Annotated in this window: 16 protein-coding genes; 9 read left to right on the top strand and 7 right to left on the bottom strand. The window is 61.7% G+C overall.

Translation table 11 applies throughout. From position 1 onward, the window contains the following. Positions 1 to 48 precede the first annotated feature (48 nt). The 4 genes from AWU82_RS15790 to AWU82_RS15775 all read left to right on the top strand — a co-directional run bounded on the left by AWU82_RS15790 (position 49) and on the right by AWU82_RS15775 (position 5,266). On the top strand, positions 49 to 2,640 hold the full coding sequence (locus AWU82_RS15790; protein ID WP_039769651.1) for a glycosyltransferase: 2,592 nt from the start codon (positions 49 to 51) through the stop codon (positions 2,638 to 2,640). A 212-nt stretch (positions 2,641 to 2,852) separates the two neighbouring features. Continuing rightward, positions 2,853 to 4,004 (top strand): succinyl-diaminopimelate desuccinylase, encoded by a 1,152-nt coding sequence (dapE, locus tag AWU82_RS15785; RefSeq protein ID WP_064378978.1) that lies wholly within the window; start codon positions 2,853 to 2,855, stop codon positions 4,002 to 4,004. Continuing rightward, positions 4,004 to 4,813 (top strand): putative RNA methyltransferase, encoded by an 810-nt coding sequence (locus AWU82_RS15780; protein ID WP_064378977.1) that lies wholly within the window; start codon positions 4,004 to 4,006, stop codon positions 4,811 to 4,813. Before dapE ends, AWU82_RS15780 begins: the two co-directional genes overlap by 1 nt. Before the next feature lie 75 nt (positions 4,814 to 4,888). Next, positions 4,889 to 5,266 carry a hypothetical protein gene (locus tag AWU82_RS15775; RefSeq protein ID WP_064378976.1) on the top strand — a complete coding sequence of 126 codons (378 nt, stop codon included), beginning with the start codon at positions 4,889 to 4,891 and terminating at the stop codon, positions 5,264 to 5,266. A 115-nt stretch (positions 5,267 to 5,381) separates the two neighbouring features. Here the strand turns inward: AWU82_RS15775 and AWU82_RS15770 are convergent, their stop codons facing one another. After that, the gene (locus AWU82_RS15770) at positions 5,382 to 5,591 is read right to left on the bottom strand and encodes a cold shock domain-containing protein (RefSeq protein ID WP_007954750.1); all 210 of its coding nucleotides are present in this window, start codon (positions 5,589 to 5,591) and stop codon (positions 5,382 to 5,384) included. 503 nt (positions 5,592 to 6,094) lie between these two features. Between AWU82_RS15770 and plsB the strand changes: the two genes are divergently transcribed. From plsB to AWU82_RS15755, 3 genes are read left to right on the top strand one after another with little or no spacing between them, the layout of a single operon-like run. Next, positions 6,095 to 8,599 carry a glycerol-3-phosphate 1-O-acyltransferase PlsB gene (gene plsB, locus AWU82_RS15765; RefSeq protein WP_064378975.1) on the top strand — a complete coding sequence of 835 codons (2,505 nt, stop codon included), beginning with the start codon at positions 6,095 to 6,097 and terminating at the stop codon, positions 8,597 to 8,599. A 51-nt stretch (positions 8,600 to 8,650) separates the two neighbouring features. Further along, positions 8,651 to 9,049 (top strand): YbaY family lipoprotein, encoded by a 399-nt coding sequence (locus AWU82_RS15760; protein ID WP_064378974.1) that lies wholly within the window; start codon positions 8,651 to 8,653, stop codon positions 9,047 to 9,049. A 24-nt stretch (positions 9,050 to 9,073) separates the two neighbouring features. Continuing rightward, complete coding sequence (locus AWU82_RS15755; protein WP_011332665.1) at positions 9,074 to 9,763, top strand: DUF4197 domain-containing protein; 690 nt, start codon at positions 9,074 to 9,076, stop codon at positions 9,761 to 9,763. Here AWU82_RS15755 and AWU82_RS15750 read toward each other — a convergent pair. From AWU82_RS15750 to AWU82_RS15740, 3 genes are all read right to left on the bottom strand, one after another. Continuing rightward, entirely contained in the window at positions 9,760 to 11,154 is a 1,395-nt protein-coding gene (locus tag AWU82_RS15750; protein ID WP_064378973.1) for a Fic family protein, read from the bottom strand. The two genes, AWU82_RS15755 and AWU82_RS15750, sit on opposite strands and share 4 nt — an antisense overlap. Positions 11,155 to 11,644: 490 nt before the next feature. Next, positions 11,645 to 14,713: an efflux RND transporter permease subunit gene (locus tag AWU82_RS15745; protein WP_064378972.1), complete on the bottom strand. Its 3,069-nt coding sequence runs from the start codon at positions 14,711 to 14,713 to the stop codon at positions 11,645 to 11,647. 6 nt (positions 14,714 to 14,719) lie between these two features. After that, a complete protein-coding gene (locus AWU82_RS15740) occupies positions 14,720 to 15,820 on the bottom strand; it encodes an efflux RND transporter periplasmic adaptor subunit (RefSeq protein WP_064378971.1) in 1,101 nt (366 codons plus the stop codon). 94 nt (positions 15,821 to 15,914) lie between these two features. Here AWU82_RS15740 and AWU82_RS15735 point away from each other — a divergent pair, with 94 nt between their 5' ends. Beyond that, a complete protein-coding gene (locus AWU82_RS15735) occupies positions 15,915 to 16,550 on the top strand; it encodes a TetR/AcrR family transcriptional regulator (RefSeq protein ID WP_064378970.1) in 636 nt (211 codons plus the stop codon). A gap of 131 nt (positions 16,551 to 16,681) precedes the next feature. Here AWU82_RS15735 and AWU82_RS15730 read toward each other — a convergent pair whose 3' ends face one another. Continuing rightward, positions 16,682 to 17,464, bottom strand: a complete 783-nt coding sequence (locus AWU82_RS15730; RefSeq protein WP_064378969.1) for a class I SAM-dependent methyltransferase — start codon at positions 17,462 to 17,464, stop codon at positions 16,682 to 16,684. A 93-nt stretch (positions 17,465 to 17,557) separates the two neighbouring features. On the opposite strand from AWU82_RS15730, the gene AWU82_RS15725 reads away from it, so the two are divergent. Further along, on the top strand, positions 17,558 to 18,172 hold the full coding sequence (locus AWU82_RS15725; protein WP_064378968.1) for a hypothetical protein: 615 nt from the start codon (positions 17,558 to 17,560) through the stop codon (positions 18,170 to 18,172). Between the two features lie 4 nt (positions 18,173 to 18,176). Here the strand turns inward: AWU82_RS15725 and AWU82_RS15720 are convergent, their stop codons facing one another. Together AWU82_RS15720 and AWU82_RS15715 are read right to left on the bottom strand one after the other, a co-directional pair. After that, the gene (locus tag AWU82_RS15720; protein WP_064378967.1) at positions 18,177 to 18,869 is read right to left on the bottom strand and encodes an extensin-like domain-containing protein; all 693 of its coding nucleotides are present in this window, start codon (positions 18,867 to 18,869) and stop codon (positions 18,177 to 18,179) included. A gap of 2 nt (positions 18,870 to 18,871) precedes the next feature. Further along, complete coding sequence (locus AWU82_RS15715) at positions 18,872 to 19,708, bottom strand: isocitrate lyase/PEP mutase family protein (protein WP_064378966.1); 837 nt, start codon at positions 19,706 to 19,708, stop codon at positions 18,872 to 18,874. Positions 19,709 to 19,725 lie beyond the last annotated feature (17 nt).

Here is a 19,725-nt window from a genome sequence, read left to right as displayed (position 1 = left end):
TCAACCAGCCGACCCTTCGTTCCACAGCCTTTGGAACCCGACACAGCTATGTCATCGCGTAAATTTGGACTCAACCTGGTGGTGGTTCTGGCAATCGCCGCCCTGTTCACCGGTTTCTGGGCGCTGATCAACCGCCCCGTCTCCGCGCCGAACTGGCCGGAGCAGATCTCCGGTTTCTCCTATTCACCGTTCCAGCAGGGACAGTTCCCACAGAAGGATCAGTATCCGTCCGACGATGAAATGCGCCGCGATCTGGAGATCATGAGCAAGCTGACGGACAACATCCGCATCTACTCGGTCGACGGTTCCCTGCAGGACATCCCGAAACTGGCGGAAGAGTTCGGTCTGCGCGTGACCCTGGGGATCTGGATCAGCCCCGACCAGGAGCGCAACGAGCGGGAGATCACCCGCGCCATCGAACTGGCCAACACTTCGCGCAGCGTGGTTCGCGTGGTCGTCGGTAACGAAGCGATCTTCCGCAAGGAAATCACCGCCCAAGAACTCAGCGTACTGCTCGACCGCGTGCGCGCGGCCGTGAAAGTACCGGTGACCACCTCCGAACAGTGGCACGTCTGGGAAGAGCACCCGGAACTGGCCAAGCACGTCGACCTGATCGCCGCACACGTGCTGCCGTACTGGGAATTCATTCCGGTGGACAAGGCCGGGCAGTTTGTTTTCGACCGCGCCCGCGACCTGAAAAAGATGTTCCCGAAAAAGCCGCTGCTGCTGTCCGAAGTGGGCTGGCCGAGCAACGGCCGCATGCGCGGTGGCGCCGATGCGTCGCCGGCGGATCAGGCGATCTACCTGCGAACACTGGTCAACAAACTCAACCGTCAGGGCTTCAACTACTTCGTGATCGAAGCGTTCGACCAGCCATGGAAGGCCAGCGATGAAGGTTCGGTCGGCGCTTACTGGGGCGTGTTCAACGCCGCGCGCCAGCAGAAATTCAACTTCGAAGGCCCGGTGGTGGCGATCCCGCAATGGCGCGTGCTGGCCATTGGCTCGGTGGTGCTGGCGCTGCTGTCGTTGACCCTGCTGATGATCGACGGCTCGGCCCTGCGTCAGCGCGGCCGTACCTTCCTCACCTTTATCGCGTTCCTCTGCGGTTCGGTGCTGGTGTGGATCGGTTACGACTACAGCCAGCAATACAGCACGTGGTTCAGCCTGACGGTGGGCTTCCTGCTGGCGCTCGGTGCGCTCGGGGTGTTCATCGTGTTGCTGACCGAGGCCCATGAACTGGCCGAGGCGGTGTGGATCCACAAGCGTCGCCGTGAATTCCTGCCGGTGGTCGGCGACTCGGACTACCGCCCGAAAGTCTCGATCCACGTGCCCTGCTACAACGAGCCGCCGGAGATGGTCAAACAGACCCTCAACGCCCTGGCCAACCTCGACTATCCGGACTTCGAAGTCCTGATCATCGACAACAACACCAAGGACCCGGCGGTCTGGGAACCGGTGCGCGACTATTGCGAAACCCTCGGCCCGCGCTTCAAGTTCTTCCACGTCTCGCCCCTGGCCGGTTTCAAGGGCGGCGCGCTGAACTACCTGATCCCGCACACCGCCAAGGACGCCGAAGTGATCGCGGTGATCGACTCCGACTACTGCGTGCACCCGAACTGGCTCAAGCACATGGTGCCGCACTTCGCCGACCCGAAAATTGCTGTGGTGCAGTCGCCGCAGGACTATCGCGACCAGAACGAAAGCACCTTCAAGAAGCTGTGCTATGCCGAATACAAAGGCTTCTTCCACATCGGCATGGTCACCCGCAACGACCGCGACGCCATCATCCAGCACGGCACCATGACCATGACCCGACGCTCGGTTCTGGAAGAACTGGGCTGGGCCGACTGGTGCATCTGTGAAGACGCCGAGCTTGGTCTGCGGGTATTCGAGAAAGGCCTGTCGGCGGCGTATTACCACGACAGTTATGGCAAGGGTCTGATGCCGGACACCTTCATCGACTTCAAGAAGCAGCGTTTCCGCTGGGCCTACGGTGCGATCCAGATCATCAAGCGCCACACCCGCAGCCTGCTGCGCGGCAAGGACACCGAGCTGACGCGCGGCCAACGTTACCACTTCCTCGCGGGCTGGCTGCCGTGGGTGGCGGACGGCATGAACATCTTCTTCACCGTCGGCGCGCTGTTGTGGTCGGCGGCGATGATCATCGTGCCGCAACGAGTCGATCCACCGCTGCTGATCTTCGCGATCCCGCCACTGGCGCTGTTCGTGTTCAAGGTCGGCAAGATTATCTTTTTGTACCGTCGTGCCGTGGGCGTGAACCTCAAGGATGCGTTCTGCGCGGCACTGGCCGGACTGGCGTTGTCGCATACCATCGCCAAAGCGGTGCTGTACGGCTTCTTCACCAGCAGCATTCCGTTCTTCCGCACCCCGAAAAACGCCGACAACCATGGCTTCTGGGTGGCGATTTCCGAGGCCCGGGAAGAGCTGTTCATCATGCTGCTGTTGTGGGGCGCGGCGCTGGGGATCTTCCTGGTGCAGGGCATTCCGAGCAACGACATGCGCTTCTGGGTGGCCATGCTGCTGGTGCAGTCGCTGCCGTATGTAGCGGCGCTGATCATGGCGTTCCTGTCGTCGCTGCCAAAACCATCAGCTGCGCCTGAACCGGCACCAGTGGTCTAAATCCTCACCGATGCACTAAACGGCGGCCAATGGTCGCCGTTTTGCTTTAAGATAACCGCCATTTTGCAGGGCCAAGGCCCCGATGGCCTGCCCCTAGACCTGTGGGAGCGAGCTTGCTCGCGATGAGTCCGTCACATTCAACACTTATGTTGAACAGGACATCGTCATCGCGAGCAGGCTCGCTCCCACATTTACAGCTTTCGGAGTTTTCCATGACGGCCCACGCCGACCTTTCGCCGACCCTCCAACTCGCCATCGACCTGATCCGCCGTCCGTCCGTGACGCCGGTCGACGCCGATTGCCAGAAGCAGATGATGCAGCGCCTGGGCGATGCCGGTTTCCAGCTGGAACCGATGCGCATCGAAGATGTGGATAACTTCTGGGCGACTCACGGCAAAGGCGACGGCCCGGTGCTGTGCTTCGCCGGCCACACCGATGTGGTGCCGACCGGCCCGGTGACCGCCTGGCAGATCGACCCGTTCAACGCGGTGATCGACGAGCACGGCATGCTCTGCGGCCGTGGCGCGGCGGACATGAAAGGCAGCCTGGCCTCGATGACCGTAGCGGCCGAGCGTTTCGTCACCGACTACCCGGATCACAAGGGCAAGGTCGCGTTCCTGATCACCAGCGACGAGGAAGGCCCGGCGCATCACGGTACCAAGGCCGTGGTCGAGCGCCTGGCAGCCCGTAACGAACGTCTGGACTGGTGCATCGTCGGCGAACCGTCGAGCACCACGCTGGTGGGCGACGTGGTGAAGAACGGTCGTCGCGGCTCCCTCGGCGCCAAACTGACCGTGCGCGGCGTGCAGGGCCACGTGGCCTATCCGCACCTGGCGAAGAACCCGATCCACCTCGCCGCCCCGGCCCTGGCCGAGCTGGCTGCCGAGCACTGGGATCACGGCAACGATTTCTTCCCGCCGACCAGTTTCCAGATTTCCAACGTCAACTCCGGCACCGGCGCGACCAACGTGATTCCGGGCGACCTGGTGGCGGTGTTCAACTTCCGCTTCTCCACCGAATCGACCGTCGAAGGCCTGCAGAAACGCGTCGCCGACATCCTCGACAAGCATGGCCTGGACTGGCACATCGACTGGGCGCTGTCCGGTCTGCCGTTCCTCACCGAACCGGGCGCACTGCTCGACGCGGTGTCTTCGAGCATCAAGGACATCACCGGCCGCGAGACCAAGGCATCCACCAGCGGCGGCACCTCCGACGGTCGTTTCATCGCGACCATGGGTACGCAGGTTGTTGAGCTGGGCCCGGTCAACGCGACCATCCACCAGGTCAACGAGCGCGTACTGGCGGCCGATCTCGACGTGCTGACCGAAATCTACTACCAGACCCTGATCAAGTTGCTCGCCTGATGCTCGCGTGCCCGATCTGCAGTGAACCGCTGAACGCGGTGGATAACGGCGTGGTCTGCCCTGCCGGCCACCGCTTTGACCGCGCGCGCCAGGGTTACCTGAACCTGCTGCCGGTGCAGCACAAGAACAGCCGCGATCCCGGCGACAATCAGGCGATGGTCGAGGCCCGCCGCGACTTTCTGAACGCCGGACATTACGCGCCGGTAGCCAAGCGTCTGGCGGAGCTGGCAGCCGGTTACGCGCCGGCGCGCTGGGTCGATATCGGTTGTGGCGAGGGTTACTACACCGCGCAGATCGCCGAGGCTTTGCCCGACGCCGACGGTTACGCGCTGGACATCTCGAAGGAAGCGGTCAAACGCGCCTGCAAACGCAATCCGGCGCTGACCTGGTTGATCGCCAGCATGGCCCGGGTGCCACTGGCCTCCGGCAGCTGCCAGTTTCTGGCCAGCGTTTTCAGTCCGCTGGATTGGGAAGAAGCCAAGCGCCTGCTCAGTGTTGGCGGCGGCCTGATGAAGGTCGGCCCGACCAGCGGCCACCTGATGGAACTGCGCGAACGCCTGTACGACGAAGTGCGCGAATACACCGACGACAAGCACCTGGCCCTGGTGCCGGAAGGCATGGCGCTGGCGCATAGTGAAACCCTGGAATTCAAACTGACGCTGGACAAGCCCGAGGATCGCGCCAACCTGCTGGCGATGACGCCCCACGGCTGGCGCGCCAGTGCCGAGCGCCGCGCGGCGGTCATCGAACAGGCCGAGCCGTTCGTGACCACTGTCTCGATGCGCTACGATTATTTCGTTCTTCAATAACCTTTGGTCTCGGGCAACGACCCGGGGCCGGCTAAATCCGCGAATGGATTTTTCAGACCCGCAGTGAGGACATCCATGCGCCAACCGGACATCGAGATTTACCTGAAAGACGCCGACGTCGACCACAAGGCCATTTCCGCTTGGCTGGGCGCCGCCCTCGGCCCTTGCAGCGAATGGGTGCAGAAAGGCCAGACCTGGAAGTGCAAGGCCGGCAACATCCCGGTGACCTGGCTGCCGAAAGCCGTGGGCAAGTGGAACAGCCTGTACCTGGAAAGCGACGCGACCCCATGGGACGACGACATCGCCTGCGCCCGCGCAGCGTTTGCCGCGCTGAACGTTGAAGTGCGCTGCGCACCGGGGACGTGGGTCGAGGAAGAAGGTGAGGAGACGGCGGATCGCTGGATCCGGATCAGCGCCGACGGTGAAGAAGAAATCACCTGGAAAACTGCCTGACTCTCATTGATCGTTCCCACGCTCTGCGTGGGAATGCAGCCCGGGACGCTCCGCGTCCCAAAGCGGACGCAGAGCGTCCATTGAGGCATTCCCACGCAGAGCGTGGGAACGATCATTACAGGCCTACAACGTCTTCAGCCTGCAACCCCTTCTGCCCTTCCACCACCGCGTATTCAACCTGCTGACCCTCGGTCAGCGAACGGTGGCCTTCGCCGCGGATCGCGCGGTAGTGCACGAACACGTCCACCCCGTCTTCGCGCTGAATGAAGCCGTAGCCCTTGGCGTCGTTGAACCACTTCACGTTGCCGGTTTCACGTGTTGCCATCTGTTCATACTCCTTTTTTATTATTGAACAGGCTTTTCGCAGGAAAGCCTTTGAGGAACGTCAGCCTGCGTCCGACGTCCATAAAAGGGCCCCGGCGACAGATCGCCGAGTATATGACAGGCGGCAAAACTCTCAACAGGAGATTACTTCGCCGCTTTTTTGCCGATTTTCGCCCAATACGGCAAACTAAGGGGGCGTTCTTCATGAGTTTTCGCGCCGCGTTGTCGCCTTAAAGCGGACCAGGCAAGGCGCAGGCCGCTGGAAATGGTTGTTCCCTTTCCAAGGCCTGCAACGCAGCCTGGTCCGCTTTAAGGCACAACCCGAAGGGCCGCGCCTGCTGTTGTGCAGGGCTGCGTTGCTCGAAGCTTGTTTGGAACGACCAAACCACGCTTCTCGCGCCTTGCCCTGCACAACAGCAGGCACGGCGCGGCACGAAAACTCATGAAGAACGCCCCCTGCCCTCCCGAGCAAACGCTCGGTTTATCCACTCACGCAGAAGCCGTATGACTCGTTCCCCGTTCCGCCGTCTTGTGTTTGGCACCTTGCGCCGACTGTTGTATCTCTGGGTTCGCTCCGAGACGATCAACCAGTCGTCGTTCACCCTCAACCTAGACCGCAGTCGTCCGGTGTTCTACGTCCTGCAAAACCCATCGCTGACCGATCTGGCGGTGGTCGACACCGAGTGCACCAAGGCCGGTCTGCCGCGCCCGGTGCTGCCGGTGTCCGTGGGTTCGCTGATCGAACCGGCGGCGTTCTTCTACCTGACGCCGGACCCGGACTGGCTCGGCCGCCAGGACAAGCGCGGCGCGCCGCCGACCCTGACCCGCCTGGTCAGCGCCCTGAGCCAGAACGCTGCCGAAGATGCACAGATCATTCCGGTCAGCGTGTTCTGGGGCCAGTCGCCGGACAGCGAGAACAGCCCGTGGAAATTGCTGTTCGCCGACAGCTGGGCCGTCACCGGGCGTCTGCGTCGTCTGCTGAGCATCATGATTCTGGGACGCAAGACTCGTGTGCAATTCTCCGCACCGATCCACCTGCGCGAGCTGATCGAACACAACAAGGGCCACGAACGCACCGTGCGCATGGCCCAGCGAATCCTGCGGGTGCACTTCCGCAACCTCAAGGCTGCGGTGATCGGCCCGGACATTTCCCACCGCCGCAACCTGGTCAAAGGCCTGCTCAACCAGCCGCTGGTCAAGCAAGCGATCCTCGACGAAGCCGAGCGCGAAAACATCTCCCCGGAAAAAGCCAAGGCCCAGGCCCTGCGCTATGGCAACGAGATCGCCTCGGACTACACCTACACCGCGATCCGTTTTCTGGAAGTGGTACTGAGCTGGTTCTGGAACAAGATCTACGACGGGATCAAGGTCAACCACATCGAAGGCGTGCAGAAGGTCGCCCAGGGTCACGAAGTGATCTACGTACCGTGCCACCGCAGCCATATCGACTACCTGCTGCTGTCGTACCTGCTGTTCCGCAACGGCCTGACCCCGCCGCACATCGCCGCCGGGATCAACCTGAACATGCCGGTGATCGGCAGCCTGCTGCGTCGCGGCGGTGCGTTCTTCATGCGCCGCACGTTCAAGGGCAATCCGCTGTACACCTCGGTGTTCAACGAGTACCTGCACACCCTGTTCACCACAGGTTTCCCGGTCGAGTACTTCGTCGAAGGCGGTCGCTCGCGTACCGGGCGCATGCTGCAACCGAAAACCGGGATGCTGGCGATCACCCTGCGCAGTTTCCTGCGTTCGTCGCGGATGCCGATCGTGTTCGTGCCGGTGTACATCGGTTACGAGCGCGTGCTTGAAGGCCGGACCTACCTCGGCGAACTGCGTGGCGCGAGCAAGAAGAAAGAATCGATCTTCGACATCTTCAAAGTCATCGGCGCGCTCAAGCAGCGCTTTGGCCAGGTGGCGGTGAACTTCGGCGAGCCGATCAAACTCGCGGAATTCCTCGACAGCGAACAACCAGGGTGGCGCCAGCAGGAACTCGGCCCGCAGTACAAGCCGGCCTGGCTCAACGAAACCACCAACCGCCTCGGCGAGAAAGTCGCGCAGCGTCTGAACGAAGCGGCGGCGATCAACCCGGTCAACCTGGTGGCGCTGGCACTACTGTCGACCACCCGCCTTGCACTCGACGATCGGGCCATGGCGCGGGTGCTGGATCTGTATCTGGCATTGCTGCGCAAAGTCCCGTACTCGCCGCACACCACCTTGCCGGAAGGCGATGGCCGGGCGCTGATCGAACACGTGAAGGACATGGATCTGCTGTCCGAGCAGAACGATGCGCTGGGCAAGATTCTGTATCTGGACGAGCAGAACGCCGTCCTGATGACCTACTACCGCAACAACGTGTTGCACATCTTCGCCCTGCCGGCGCTGCTGGCGAGTTTCTTCCAGAGCACCTCGCGCATGAGCCGCGAACAGATCCTGCGCTATACCCGCGCACTGTATCCGTACCTGCAATCGGAACTGTTCATCCGCTGGCCCCTGGAAGAACTGGATGCGGTGATCGATCAGTGGCTCCAAGCGTTCGTCGAACAAGGCCTGCTGCGCTTCGAAAAAGACGTCTACCTGCGCCCGGCGCCAAGCTCGCGGCATTTTGTGCTGCTGACATTGCTGTCGAAGAGCATCGCCCAGACCCTGCAACGCTTCTACATGACGGTTTCCCTGCTGCTCAACAGCGGCCAGAACAGCATCAGCGCCGAAGAACTGGAAGACTTGTGCACGGTCATGGCCCAGCGCCTGTCGATCCTGCATGGCCTGAACGCACCGGAATTCTTCGACAAGAGCCTGTTCCGCCACTTCATCCAGACCCTGCTCGACCTCGACGTGCTGCGTCGCGATGAAGCCGGCAAGCTGAGCTATCACGAACTGCTCGGCGAACTGGCCGAAGGCGCAGCCAAACGGGTGTTGCCGGCGGAGATTCGCCTGTCGATCCGTCAGGTAGCCCTGCATCGCAGCGAAGATGCGGCCGATCAGGTCGCCCCTCCTGTGCAAAACGACTAAATTCCTACAGGCGCCAGGCTTCTTCTGGCGCCGTCGATACGGAGATCTGCGATGAAAAAACTCTCTCTGCTGGCCGCCGCCACCCTGCTCAGCGCCTGCCAGTCGACTTCACCGGCCGGCAAGGTCAGCCTCGACGGCGAAGTGTTCTATCTGCAACGCATCGCCCTGCCACCCAGTGCGACCTTGAGTGTGAGCCTGCAGGACGTTTCGCTGGCCGATGCTCCGGCCGTGGTACTCGACGAACAGACAGGCCCGATCAAAGGCCAGGTGCCGCTGCCGTTCCACTTGAGCTACGATCCGGCCCAGGTCAAACCCGGCCACCGCTACTCGGTCAGCGCACGCATTGAAGTCAACGGCGAGCTGATGTTCATCACCACCGAAAACCATGCCGTGCAGCTCGATGGCAAGGATCCGCAGCCACTGAAGATCCGTGTCGACGCCGCCCGCTAACTCACTCTCAACAAGGAAGCCGTCATGCTCCGCCCTACCCTTCGCTTCGCCGGCCTGTGCGCGGGCCTGATGATCTCCGCCAACGCACTGGCCCTGTCCCTCAGCGACCTGTCGCAAGGCGACGCCACCGGCGGCCTCAAGGATGCCCTGACCCAAGGCGCGCAACTGGCCGTCAAACAACTCGGCACCCCGGGTGGCTTCAGCAACAACCCGGACGTGAAAATCGAACTGCCGGGCAAACTCGGCAAAGTCGCCGGCAAGATGAAAGCCTTCGGCATGGGCGCCCAGGTCGAGGAGCTGGAAACCGCCATGAACAAGGCTGCGGAAACCGCCGTCACCCAGGCCCAGCCGATCCTGGTCGACGCCGTGAAGAAAATGAGCGTGGAAGACGCCAAAGGCATCCTCAGCGGCGGCAACGACTCCGCCACCCAATACCTGGACAAATCCAGCCGCGAACAGATCCGCACCAAGTTCCTGCCGATCGTCAAACAGGCAACCGACAAGGTCGGCGTAGCCCAGAAATACAACGCCTTCGCCGGCCAGGCCGCGACCTTCGGCGTGGTCGATGCGAAAAGCGCCAACATCGAAAGCTACGTCACCGAACAAGCGCTCAACGGCCTGTTCGAAATGATCGGCAAACAGGAAGAAACCATCCGCAAGAATCCGGCCGCTGCGGCGACGAGTCTGGCGAAAAAAGTGTTCGGTACGCTCTAAACCGTCACCACACGGGAGTGAGTTTTCTCACTCCCGTTGTTCAATCCGTCGCCAGCAGACACACGTAAAAAGTACACCCACTCGCGTCCCATTTTCTTCTTCTCGAAAACCTGCAGCTCAACCAACCCGCTCAACGTCAACACCGCTGTGTTGTAGGCACAACCAAGATGCTCCTTGACGTTCCCCGCAGTGAACTCCTTCGCCACCCCGCTCCTGGCCACCTGATAAATCGCCCGCTGCCGCTCTGTCAGCCGATCAAAAAAGCCCGAACAGGTCAGCCAGCGCTCGAAGCCTTCGCTGTACGCCACACTCTTGCGGTACACGTCGGTAAAACCCTCCACCGCCCGCAAAATCACCGAACACTGAAACTCGATGAAGTACGTCAGGTCGAGCTCATCAGCCTCGCTGTGCAAATACGACCGCCCGTACTTTACCGGCGCGTTGCGCAGTAAAAGACTGATCGCGATATAGCGGAATGCCGAAAACTCGTGCTTGAACATGAGCCAGTAAAACAGCGCCCTGGCGACCCGCCCGTTGCCATCGCGAAAGGGATGTTCATAGCCCAGGGCAAAGTGCAGCGTGATCGCCTTGATCAGCGGATGCAGGTAGTTTTTTTGCCGAGGTGAACCCTGTGGTTGATTGATCCACTGCGAGAGCAAATCCAGTCGCCTCACTAATCCGACGGCAGGCGGTGGCGAGTGGACGGTATTCCCTTCGCCGTCCTGCACCACCACTTCATCGTTGGTCCTGAAAAGCCCGGGGTCGTACTGCTCGTCATCAATACCCTCGACACCGACCCGATGCATCGACGCAATCAACTCCACGCTCAAAGGCTCGTAACGTTTTTCCCAGGCGAAATTCATCATCCGGAAATTACCCATGACCATCCGCTCATCCGGCGTCCGGGGCTGGCGCCGTTGCTTGAGCATGTCCTTGGCAACACGGGTAGTGGTCGCGGCGCCTTCCAGCTGACTGCTGCTGATCGCCTCATCCTCGATCAAATCGTTAAGCAAATAACTGAAATGCGCCCGCTCGCCTATCTGGCTGGTCATGTACTCCAGCGACGCCGTCGTGGTTTGCCGATCAACCACTGAAAGGGCCTTCTGCGCGGTTGGTGTCGGCACAAACTTTCCCCACTGGGCCGGCTCCCCCAAAGGCAGAAGATGAATGTACTGAGCGGCCCGCGCCTTCTTGACCAACGCCCAACACAAACGCGAATCCAGCCCGCTGGCCCAGCGATACCGCAAATCCTCAAAAGGCATATACCGCCCGTGATCATCCAGCGGCTTGAGCAACGCAAGATAGTCCGCCAGACGCTGCTTGTGAGGCGCGCGCATCAACAACTCAAAGACTGGATCGGCCCGACCCTTCAATACCGGCGGTTTCTTCATCAACGCTGCTCAACCAAGGCTGAAAAACAGCCTCGAGTACAGCACCGCCAACACAGCGACTCAATATCGGAGGCGTCTGAAAAACATGTAGGAGAGAACACCCCCTCCTACAACGAGCAAATAAAGGCGTAAACCACAATGAGCGTTAGCTCGAGTACCGCTCTTGACGTGCCGGCCCCTTCGGCCGGCTGAGTGGAGGGATTTATCCGGGGGTAGGCGCGAAGCGCCGTTCGACGAAGTCGAACACATCGAGAGGAGGTGCAGCGAAGCAAACCGGAGGCGATGCCCCCGGATGAATCCCGGAACGAAGGAACCCCGAGCCCCAGCGAGGGGCCGAACGCCGGGGCCCAGACCTTTGGTTCCTTTGGGGCGTTTGCCAAAGGGACTCGCCGTAAGGGCGAAACCATAAGAAGCCGTTACCGCAGCAACGGATATGTACCCAAAACACCCAGAGCCTGGCCGGCCCAAAGGCCGCCACGCTCAATCAGCCTCAAGCCTCCTTGCGAACCCTGAACCAAGCCGCATACAACGCCGGCAAAAACAAAAGCGTCAGAGCAGTAGCAACAATCAACCCGCCCATAATCGCCACCGCCATCGGCCCGAAAAACACACTGCGAGAAAGCGGAATCATCGCCAGCACCGCTGCCAGCGCCGTCAGCACAATCGGCCGAAACCGCCGCACGGTCGCCTCGATAATCGCCTGCCACGGCTTGAGCCCGGCGGCGATGTCCTGCTCGATCTGATCCACCAGAATCACCGAGTTACGCATGATCATCCCCGACAGCGCGATCGTCCCGAGCATCGCCACAAACCCGAACGGCTGACGGAACACCAGAAGAAACAGCGTCACTCCGATCAACCCCAGCGGTGCAGTCAGAAACACCATCGCCGTGCGCGAAAAACTGCGCAGCTGCACCATCAGCAACGTCAGCACCACGACAATGAACATCGGCACCCCGGCGTTCACCGACTTCTGCCCACGCTCCGAATCCTCCACCGTACCGCCGACATCCAGCAGATAACCGTCCGGCAATTCGGCCCGGATCGGATCAAGCGTCGGCAGGATCTGCTTCACCAGCGTCGCCGGCTGCTCCTTGCCATAGATGTCCGCGCGCACGGTCACGTTCGGCAGGCGATTGCGGTGCCAGATGATGCCTTCCTCGAAGCCATATTCCAGCGTGGCAATCTGCGACAGCGCGACGCTGCGACCGTTGTCGGTCGGCACCGCCAGGCTCGGCAGCAACGACAGTTCGGTGCGCTCGTGCACGGTGCCACGCAGGAGGATTTCGATCAGTTCGTTGTCCTCGCGGTACTGGCTGACACTGGAACCGGTCAGCGAACTCTGGAGGAATTTCGCCAGATTCGCCGTGCTCACACCCAGGGCCCGGGCGCGATCCTGATCAATGTTCAAGTACACGACCTTGCTCGGCTCTTCCCAGTCCAGATGCACGTTGACCACATGCGGGTTCTCGCGAACCTTGGCCGCGACTTTTCGGGCCAGCGCACGAACTTCCTCGATGTGCTCGCCGGTGACACGGAACTGCACCGGATAGCCAACCGGAGGACCATTCTCCAGGCGCGTGACCCGCGAACGCAGGGCCGGGAACTGCTCGTTCAACGTGTCGATCAGCCACGTGCGCAGCGCTTCGCGTTCCTCGATGGTTTTCGCCAGCACGACGAACTGGGCGAAGCTCGCCGCCGGCAGTTGTTGATCCAGCGGCAGGTAGAAACGTGGCGAACCGGTGCCGACGTAAGCGACGTAGTTATCGATGCCAGCGTGATCCTTGAGCATCGCTTCCAGGCGTTTGACCTCACCCGTGGTATTGGCCAGCGAGGCGCCCTCGGCGAGTTTCAGATCGACCATCAGCTCCAGACGGCCGGAAGCCGGGAAGAACTGCTGCGGCACAAACCGGAACAACGCCACCGACGCCACGAACAGCAGCACGGTGAGCAAGATCACGGTTTTGCGCCGACGCACGCACCACTCCACCAGACGCCGCACCCGTTGGTAGAACGGCGTGCCGTAGGGGTCGGTCTGGCCGTCAGCCGTACCGTGTTTGGCCGCGTGAATTTTCGCCAGATCCGGCAGGAGTTTTTCCCCCAGATACGGCACGAACACCACGGCGGCCACCCAGGATGCGAGCAACGCGATGGTCACCACCTGGAAGATCGAGCGGGTGTATTCGCCGGTGCCGGACTGCGCCGTGGCAATCGGCAGGAAACCGGCGGCGGTGATCAGCGTACCGGTGAGCATCGGGAACGCGGTGCTGGTCCATGCATAACTGGCAGCCTTGATCCGGTCGAAGCCCTGCTCCATTTTGATCGCCATCATTTCCACGGCGATGATCGCGTCGTCCACCAGCAAACCCAGCGCCAGCACCAGCGCGCCGAGGGAGATTTTGTGCAGGCCGATGCCGAAGTAATACATGCAGGCGAAGGTCATCGCCAGCACCAGCGGAATGGTCAGCGCCACCACCATGCCGGTGCGTACGCCGAGGGAGAAGAAACTCACCAGCAACACGATGGCCAGTGCCTCGACCAGCACCTGGACGAACTCGCCGACACCGGTTTTCACGGCGGCGGGCTGGTCGGAGACCTTGCGCAACTGCATGCCGGCCGGCAGGTTTTTCTGGATCCGGGCGAATTCGATTTCCAGAGCCTTGCCCAGCACCAGAATGTCGCCGCCGTCCTTCATTGCCACCGCAAGACCGATGGCGTCTTCGCCCATGAAGCGCATGCGCGGCGCCGGAGGATCATTGAAACCGCGCCGCACGTCAGCGACATCGGAGATGCGGAACGTACGATCACCGACGCGGATCGGGAAGTTCTTGATCTCGTCGACTGTCTGAAAATTCCCCGACACCCGTAGCTGCAATCGCTCGCTGCCGGTTTCGAAGAAGCCGGCGGTGGACACGGCGTTCTGTTCTTCCAGCGCCTGCTGCACCGCCGCCAGCGGCAAGCCGAGGGTGGCGAGTTTGACGTTGGACAGTTCGACCCAGACCTTCTCGTCCTGCAAACCAAGCAAGTCAACCTTGCCCACATCCTTGACCCGCTGCAGCTGGATCTGGATGCGGTCAGCGTAATCCTTGAGCACCGCGTAGTCGAAACCGTCGCCGGTCAGCGCATAGATGTTGCCAAAGGTGGTGCCGAACTCATCGTTAAAAAACGGTCCTTGAATCCCCGGCGGCAGGGTCTGGCGAATGTCGCTGACCTTCTTGCGCACCTGATACCAGAGATCCGGGATCTGCACCGAATGCATCGAGTCGCGGGCAATGAACGTGACCTGGGATTCACCGGGGCGGGAGAACGAAACGATGCGCTCGTACTCGCCGGTTTCCATCAGTTTCTTTTCGATGCGTTCGGTAACCTGACGCGAGACTTCCTGAGCCGTGGCGCCGGGCCAACGGGTCTGAATAACCATCGCCTTGAAGGTGAACGGCGGGTCTTCGCTCTGGCCGAGCTTGGTGTAGGACAAGGCACCGACAATCGCCAGCAAAAGCATCAGGAACAGTACGATCTGGCGATTGCGCAGCGCCCAGGCGGAAAGATTGAAACCCATCGGGGATTACTCCTTGTCCGCCAGATTGACCACGCGGTTGGAGCGATCCACCGGACGCACTTGCTGCCCTTCCAGCAGCACATGCACGCCAGCGGCGACCACCCAGTCGCTGGCGTTCAGGCCTTCGAGCACCGGCACGGTTTTCTCACCGAACGGGCCGGTGCGCACCGGGGTCTTTTTCAGGGTGTTGTTGGCGCTGACGACCCAGACGTAAGTCGCGCCGTTTTCGGCGGTCAGCGCCGAAAGCGGCACCGACAGCGGGATGACATCGGTGGTCTGCACGAAGACGCGGGCGCTCTGGCCCAGTTCTGCCGGAACCTTGCCGGCGGTGAATGAAATGCGTGCGGCGAAGGTACGGGATTTCGGATCCGCGGCCGGCGACAGCTCGCGGATCTGCCCGGCGAAGCGCTGGTTCTGTTGCGTCCACAGCTCCACCGAAACCGGCTGGCCGACCTTGAAGCGGCCGAAGCTCTGCTCCGGCAGGCTGATCAGCACTTCCCGTTCGCCGTCAGTGGCGAGGGTGAAAACGGTCTGCCCGGCGGCGACCACCTGCCCGACTTCCACCGAACGCTTGGCCACCACGCCATCCTGGGGCGCGCGCAGCACGGCGTAACTGGCCTGATTGGTCGAGACGTTGAATTCGGCTTTGATCTGTTTGAGGCGGGCTTCGCCGGAGCGATAGAGGTTCTCGGCATTGTCGTAGGCGGAGCGGCTGACCATCTGCCGTTCCATCAGGGTCTTGTAGCGGTCACGCTCGGCGCGCACCAGATTCAGATTGGCTTCGGCGGCCGCGACCTGGGCCTGGGTGGCTTCCAGTTGCAGGCGTACATCCTGCGGATCGAGTTCGGCGAGCGGTTGATCGGCCTTCACGCGCTGGCCTTCCTCGACCAGTCGTCGGCTGACTTTGCCGCCGATGCGGAACGCCAGATCCGGTTCGTAGCGGGCGCGAACCTCGCCCGGATAACTTTCCATCGCCTGCGCCGAAGGCTCTGGCTGCACCACCATGGCCGGTCGCACGCTGACTGGCGTCACCTCTTCCTTGCCACATGCCGACAATAAAAACGCCAGACTGACTGGCACCGCAAAGGACAACGCATGGCGGAACATGGTGAAGGACCTTTCGCTAAGGAGGCTTGGAATAATTATACTGGCCGGTATGTTATTAATAGCAAACTCACCAGTCCAGTATTAAAAGCGAAGAATGTCGAACAATCTGTCCACTCCAAATGGCCCCGGCCGACCGAAGGATCCGGCCAAGCGCCAGGCGATTCTCGAGGCGGCGAAAGTCCTCTTTCTGAGTCATGGCTATGCCAACACCAGCATGGACGCGGTGGCCGCCGAAGCTGGCGTGTCAAAGCTGACGGTCTACAGCCATTTCAATGACAAGGAGACGCTGTTCTCTGCCGCCGTGGTGGCCAAATGCGAGGAGCAATTGCCGCCACTGTTCTTCGAATTGCCGGACGGCATTGCGGTGGAAAATGTGTTGCTGAACATTGCGCGAGGCTTTCACCACCTCATCAACAGTGAGGAATCGGTAAACCTGCATCGTCTGATCATGGCGCTGGGCAGTCAGGATCCCAACCTGTCGCTGATCTTCTTCGAGGCCGGCCCCCAGCGCATGGTGCAAGGCATGGAACGATTGCTGCGGCGGATTCACGAAACCGGCGTGCTGAGCATCGACAACCCGCACAACGCCGCCGAGCATTTCTTTTGCCTGATCAAGGGCGCCGGGAATTTCCGCCTGTTGTACGGCTGCGGCGAGCCGCTGACCGGCGAGGCGGCGGAAAGTCATGTGCAGGAAGTGGTCGGGCTGTTCATGCGGGCCTTTCGACCCTAGTTTCTGCGGTGTCTGTCCTGACGCTATCGCTGGCAAGCCAGCTCCCACAGGATCGAAGTGTGATCACTGATTGTGTGCACACTACTGAACCTGTGGTAGCTGGCTTGCCAGCGATTGGGGACGACCAGGTCTCAGGCCTTGAGCGCTTTCTTCGGGTAGATGTCGTAACGGCTGGATTTGCCATCCAGCGCATGACTCGGTTTCGGCCCTTCAATGCAAGGTGCTTTGCGCGGGCGCTTGACCACCACCCGGTGCGTGGCCAGTGCCAGCGCCGCTTCCAGCAAGGCCGGTGCATCCGGATCATCGCCCACCAGCGGACGGAACAGGCGCATTTCCTTCTTCACCAGCGCGGTTTTCTCACGGTGCGGGAACATCGGGTCGAGATAGATCACCTGCGGGGGCTCGCCCTCCCAATTGCGCATCACCTCGATGGAGTTGCCCTTGAGCAGCTTCATCCGCGCCACGATCGGCGCCACGTCGAAGTCTTCCGCCGCACGGGCCAGACCATCCTCCAGCAACGCGCCGATCAATGGCTGGCGCTCGATCAGGCTCATCTCGCAGCCAAGACTGGCCAGTACGAACGCATCTTTCCCGAGTCCCGCCGTGGCATCCAGCACCCGCGGACGCACGCCCTGGGCGATGCCGACCGCCTTGGCGATCATCTGTCCGCTGCCGCCGCCGTACAACCGGCGATGGGCCGCACCACCCTCGACGAAGTCGACCCGCACCGGCCCCGGCGCATCTGGCCCCAGTTGTTGCAGCTGCAAACCCTGCTCGCCGACTTGCAGGGCAAACTCGCCGTCCGCCACCTGCAACGGCAGGCTCAGGCGCTGCGCCCACTGCTCGGCCTGCGCTTCGAACGTCGGGCCGAGGGCCTCGACATGGATGCGGCAGGCCGCGGGTTGCTCAATCATGGAAAACACGCTCAAAAAAGTTAAGGATCGGCAAAAACCGCCGATAACCCAATCAACGCGCATTTTGCCAGAGCTGAGCGTCAACCGAAAAAAATGTCAGGCATTCTTCCCACATCGATTGGCTACATTTCGCCCACAGGCGACTTCAGCCGTCATAACACTCAAGCATTGGGCGGCGTCAGCCACCTGTGGCAGGATTTCTTTGCCCAGGCACTGGCCGAACAATCGAGTGATGTGGTGCCGGCCTGCGGCACTTTCCCGCCGGTTGATCTGGAAAGCCCTGAAGAACCGACCGTCGGCAGTGAACTGCACGCGCACATCATCAGCCAGCGCGAATGCGATGTGGTGGAAACCCAGGTGCGTCCGCCGGAGCCGCTGTTCCTGCCGATCGCCGAAATCGACATGACACTGGCCGAGCCGTACCCTCCATTCCCGCCGGAAGCCATCAAGACTCAGCAAAAACAGCAGGAATTCGACAGCAGCTGGGTTCGCCCGATCGTGATCAACAACGGTCAGCCGATTCCGGAGCCGGGCCCTGCCCCGCAGAAAAAACCGCTGTACCTGCCGATTGCCGAATTCGATCTGGATCTGCTGCAGCCTTACCCGCCGTTCCCGCCGGAAGAAATCGTCGAGCAGCAGAAAGCCCTGGACTTCGATAACGGCTGGGTGCGCCCGATCGTTCAGCAGAACCTGCGCATCGCCGCCTGATTTCTCAGCGACACACGCTCCAGCGTCCGACATCGACATGAAAGTGGTTGCGATGGGCGGCGTTGTAATCCGGACTCAACACCACACTGAACGCCTCGCAGGCACCATCGCGCACCTGACGTAGAAACTGCGCGTCCTGATTTTGCTTCGGCCAGTCCTTGAGTACGCTGATCGCGCGCCCATCCGCCAGACGGAAGCCGGCAATGTCCAGCGCATCGGCGCTGGCGTGGCGACTGAGCGCGCCGTTCTGGCGGTTGTAGACGTTGCGGCAGGCGAAGCTGCCGAGGTGATCGACCCGCGCCACAGTCTGGCCGTAGGCCTGCTGCGCCGCCGGTTGCAGCGTATGGCGCTCGAACATCGCAAACGCCACGGCCAACGGGCAACTGGCGAGAAAGCTGCTGCTGAGCCCCACCCCGCCGCCCTGCACGCGCAAAGCACCCTTCAGCGGGCATTTGGCATCGGGGCTGTCGGCCTGTGGCGAAACCCGCAGGCCGGAGCTGCCCAATGCCTGCTCGCACAAGAGCGGATCGCTGCGCAGACGCATCAACTTATAGCCTGTGAGCCAGTTGGGCGTCGCCTGCACGTCCAGCGGCGCCCACGGATTCCACCGCGGCGGCACATCGAGCCAGCCGCGCCAGACGCCGATCAGGCTGCCACCGATGATCAGCAGCCCTGCCAACAGCAGCCAGCGCCCCATGCTCATCCCTTGAAGAATTGATTGGCCCTGGCGTACGGCATCGAATGGGAGGTGAAGGTGAACGTGCCGGACTGCTGGATCTCTTCAGCCGCGCGGAAAAACTCGCCGAACGCCGCCAGGGCCAGCGCCGAACCGGTGCTGATGCGCTTCACGCCCATTTCTTCCAACTGCTGCACGGTCAGTTTCAAGCCGCCGGACATCAACACATTGACCGGTTTCGGCGCCACCGCGCGCACCACCGCCAGGACTTCTTCGGCGGTGCGCAGGCCCGGCGCGTACAGCACGTCGGCGCCGGCTTCGGCAAAGGCCTGCAGACGGCGGATGGTGTCGTTGAGATCGGGATTGCCGTGCAGATAGTTTTCCGCACGGGCCGTCAGGGTGAAGGGAAACGGCAAGCTGCGCACGGCAGCGACGGCGGCCTCGATCCTCGCCACCGCGTGTTCGAAACAGTAGATCGGTGAGTCTTCCCGGCCGGTGGCATCTTCGATCGAGCCGCCCACAGCGCCCGCCTCGGCGGCGCGGATCAGACTCTGCGCCGATTCGGCCGGGGCATCGGCGAAACCGTTTTCCAGATCCACCGCCACCGACAGATCGGTGGCCGCAACAATCGCCCGGACATTGGCCAGGGTATCGTCGAGACTCAGGCCGCCATCGGGCTTGCCTTGGGAAAACGCATAGCCGGCGCTGGTGGTCGCCAGCGCCTGATAGCCGAGACTGGCGAGCATCCTGGCGGAACCGGCATCCCACGGATTGGGAATCACGAAAATCCCGGGGCGCTCGTGCAGGACCTTGAAGGCTTCGGCTTTACGGGTTTGTTGTTGACGGGCTTGGGCGTCCATCGGCAGGCTCCTGGGCA

The sequence above is a fragment of the Pseudomonas glycinae genome (assembly GCF_001594225.2).
Classification (GTDB): Bacteria; Pseudomonadota; Gammaproteobacteria; order Pseudomonadales; family Pseudomonadaceae; genus Aquipseudomonas; species Aquipseudomonas glycinae.
The sequence above is the reverse complement of the archived record's forward strand: the minus strand, read 5'-3'. Positions and strand labels throughout refer to the sequence as shown.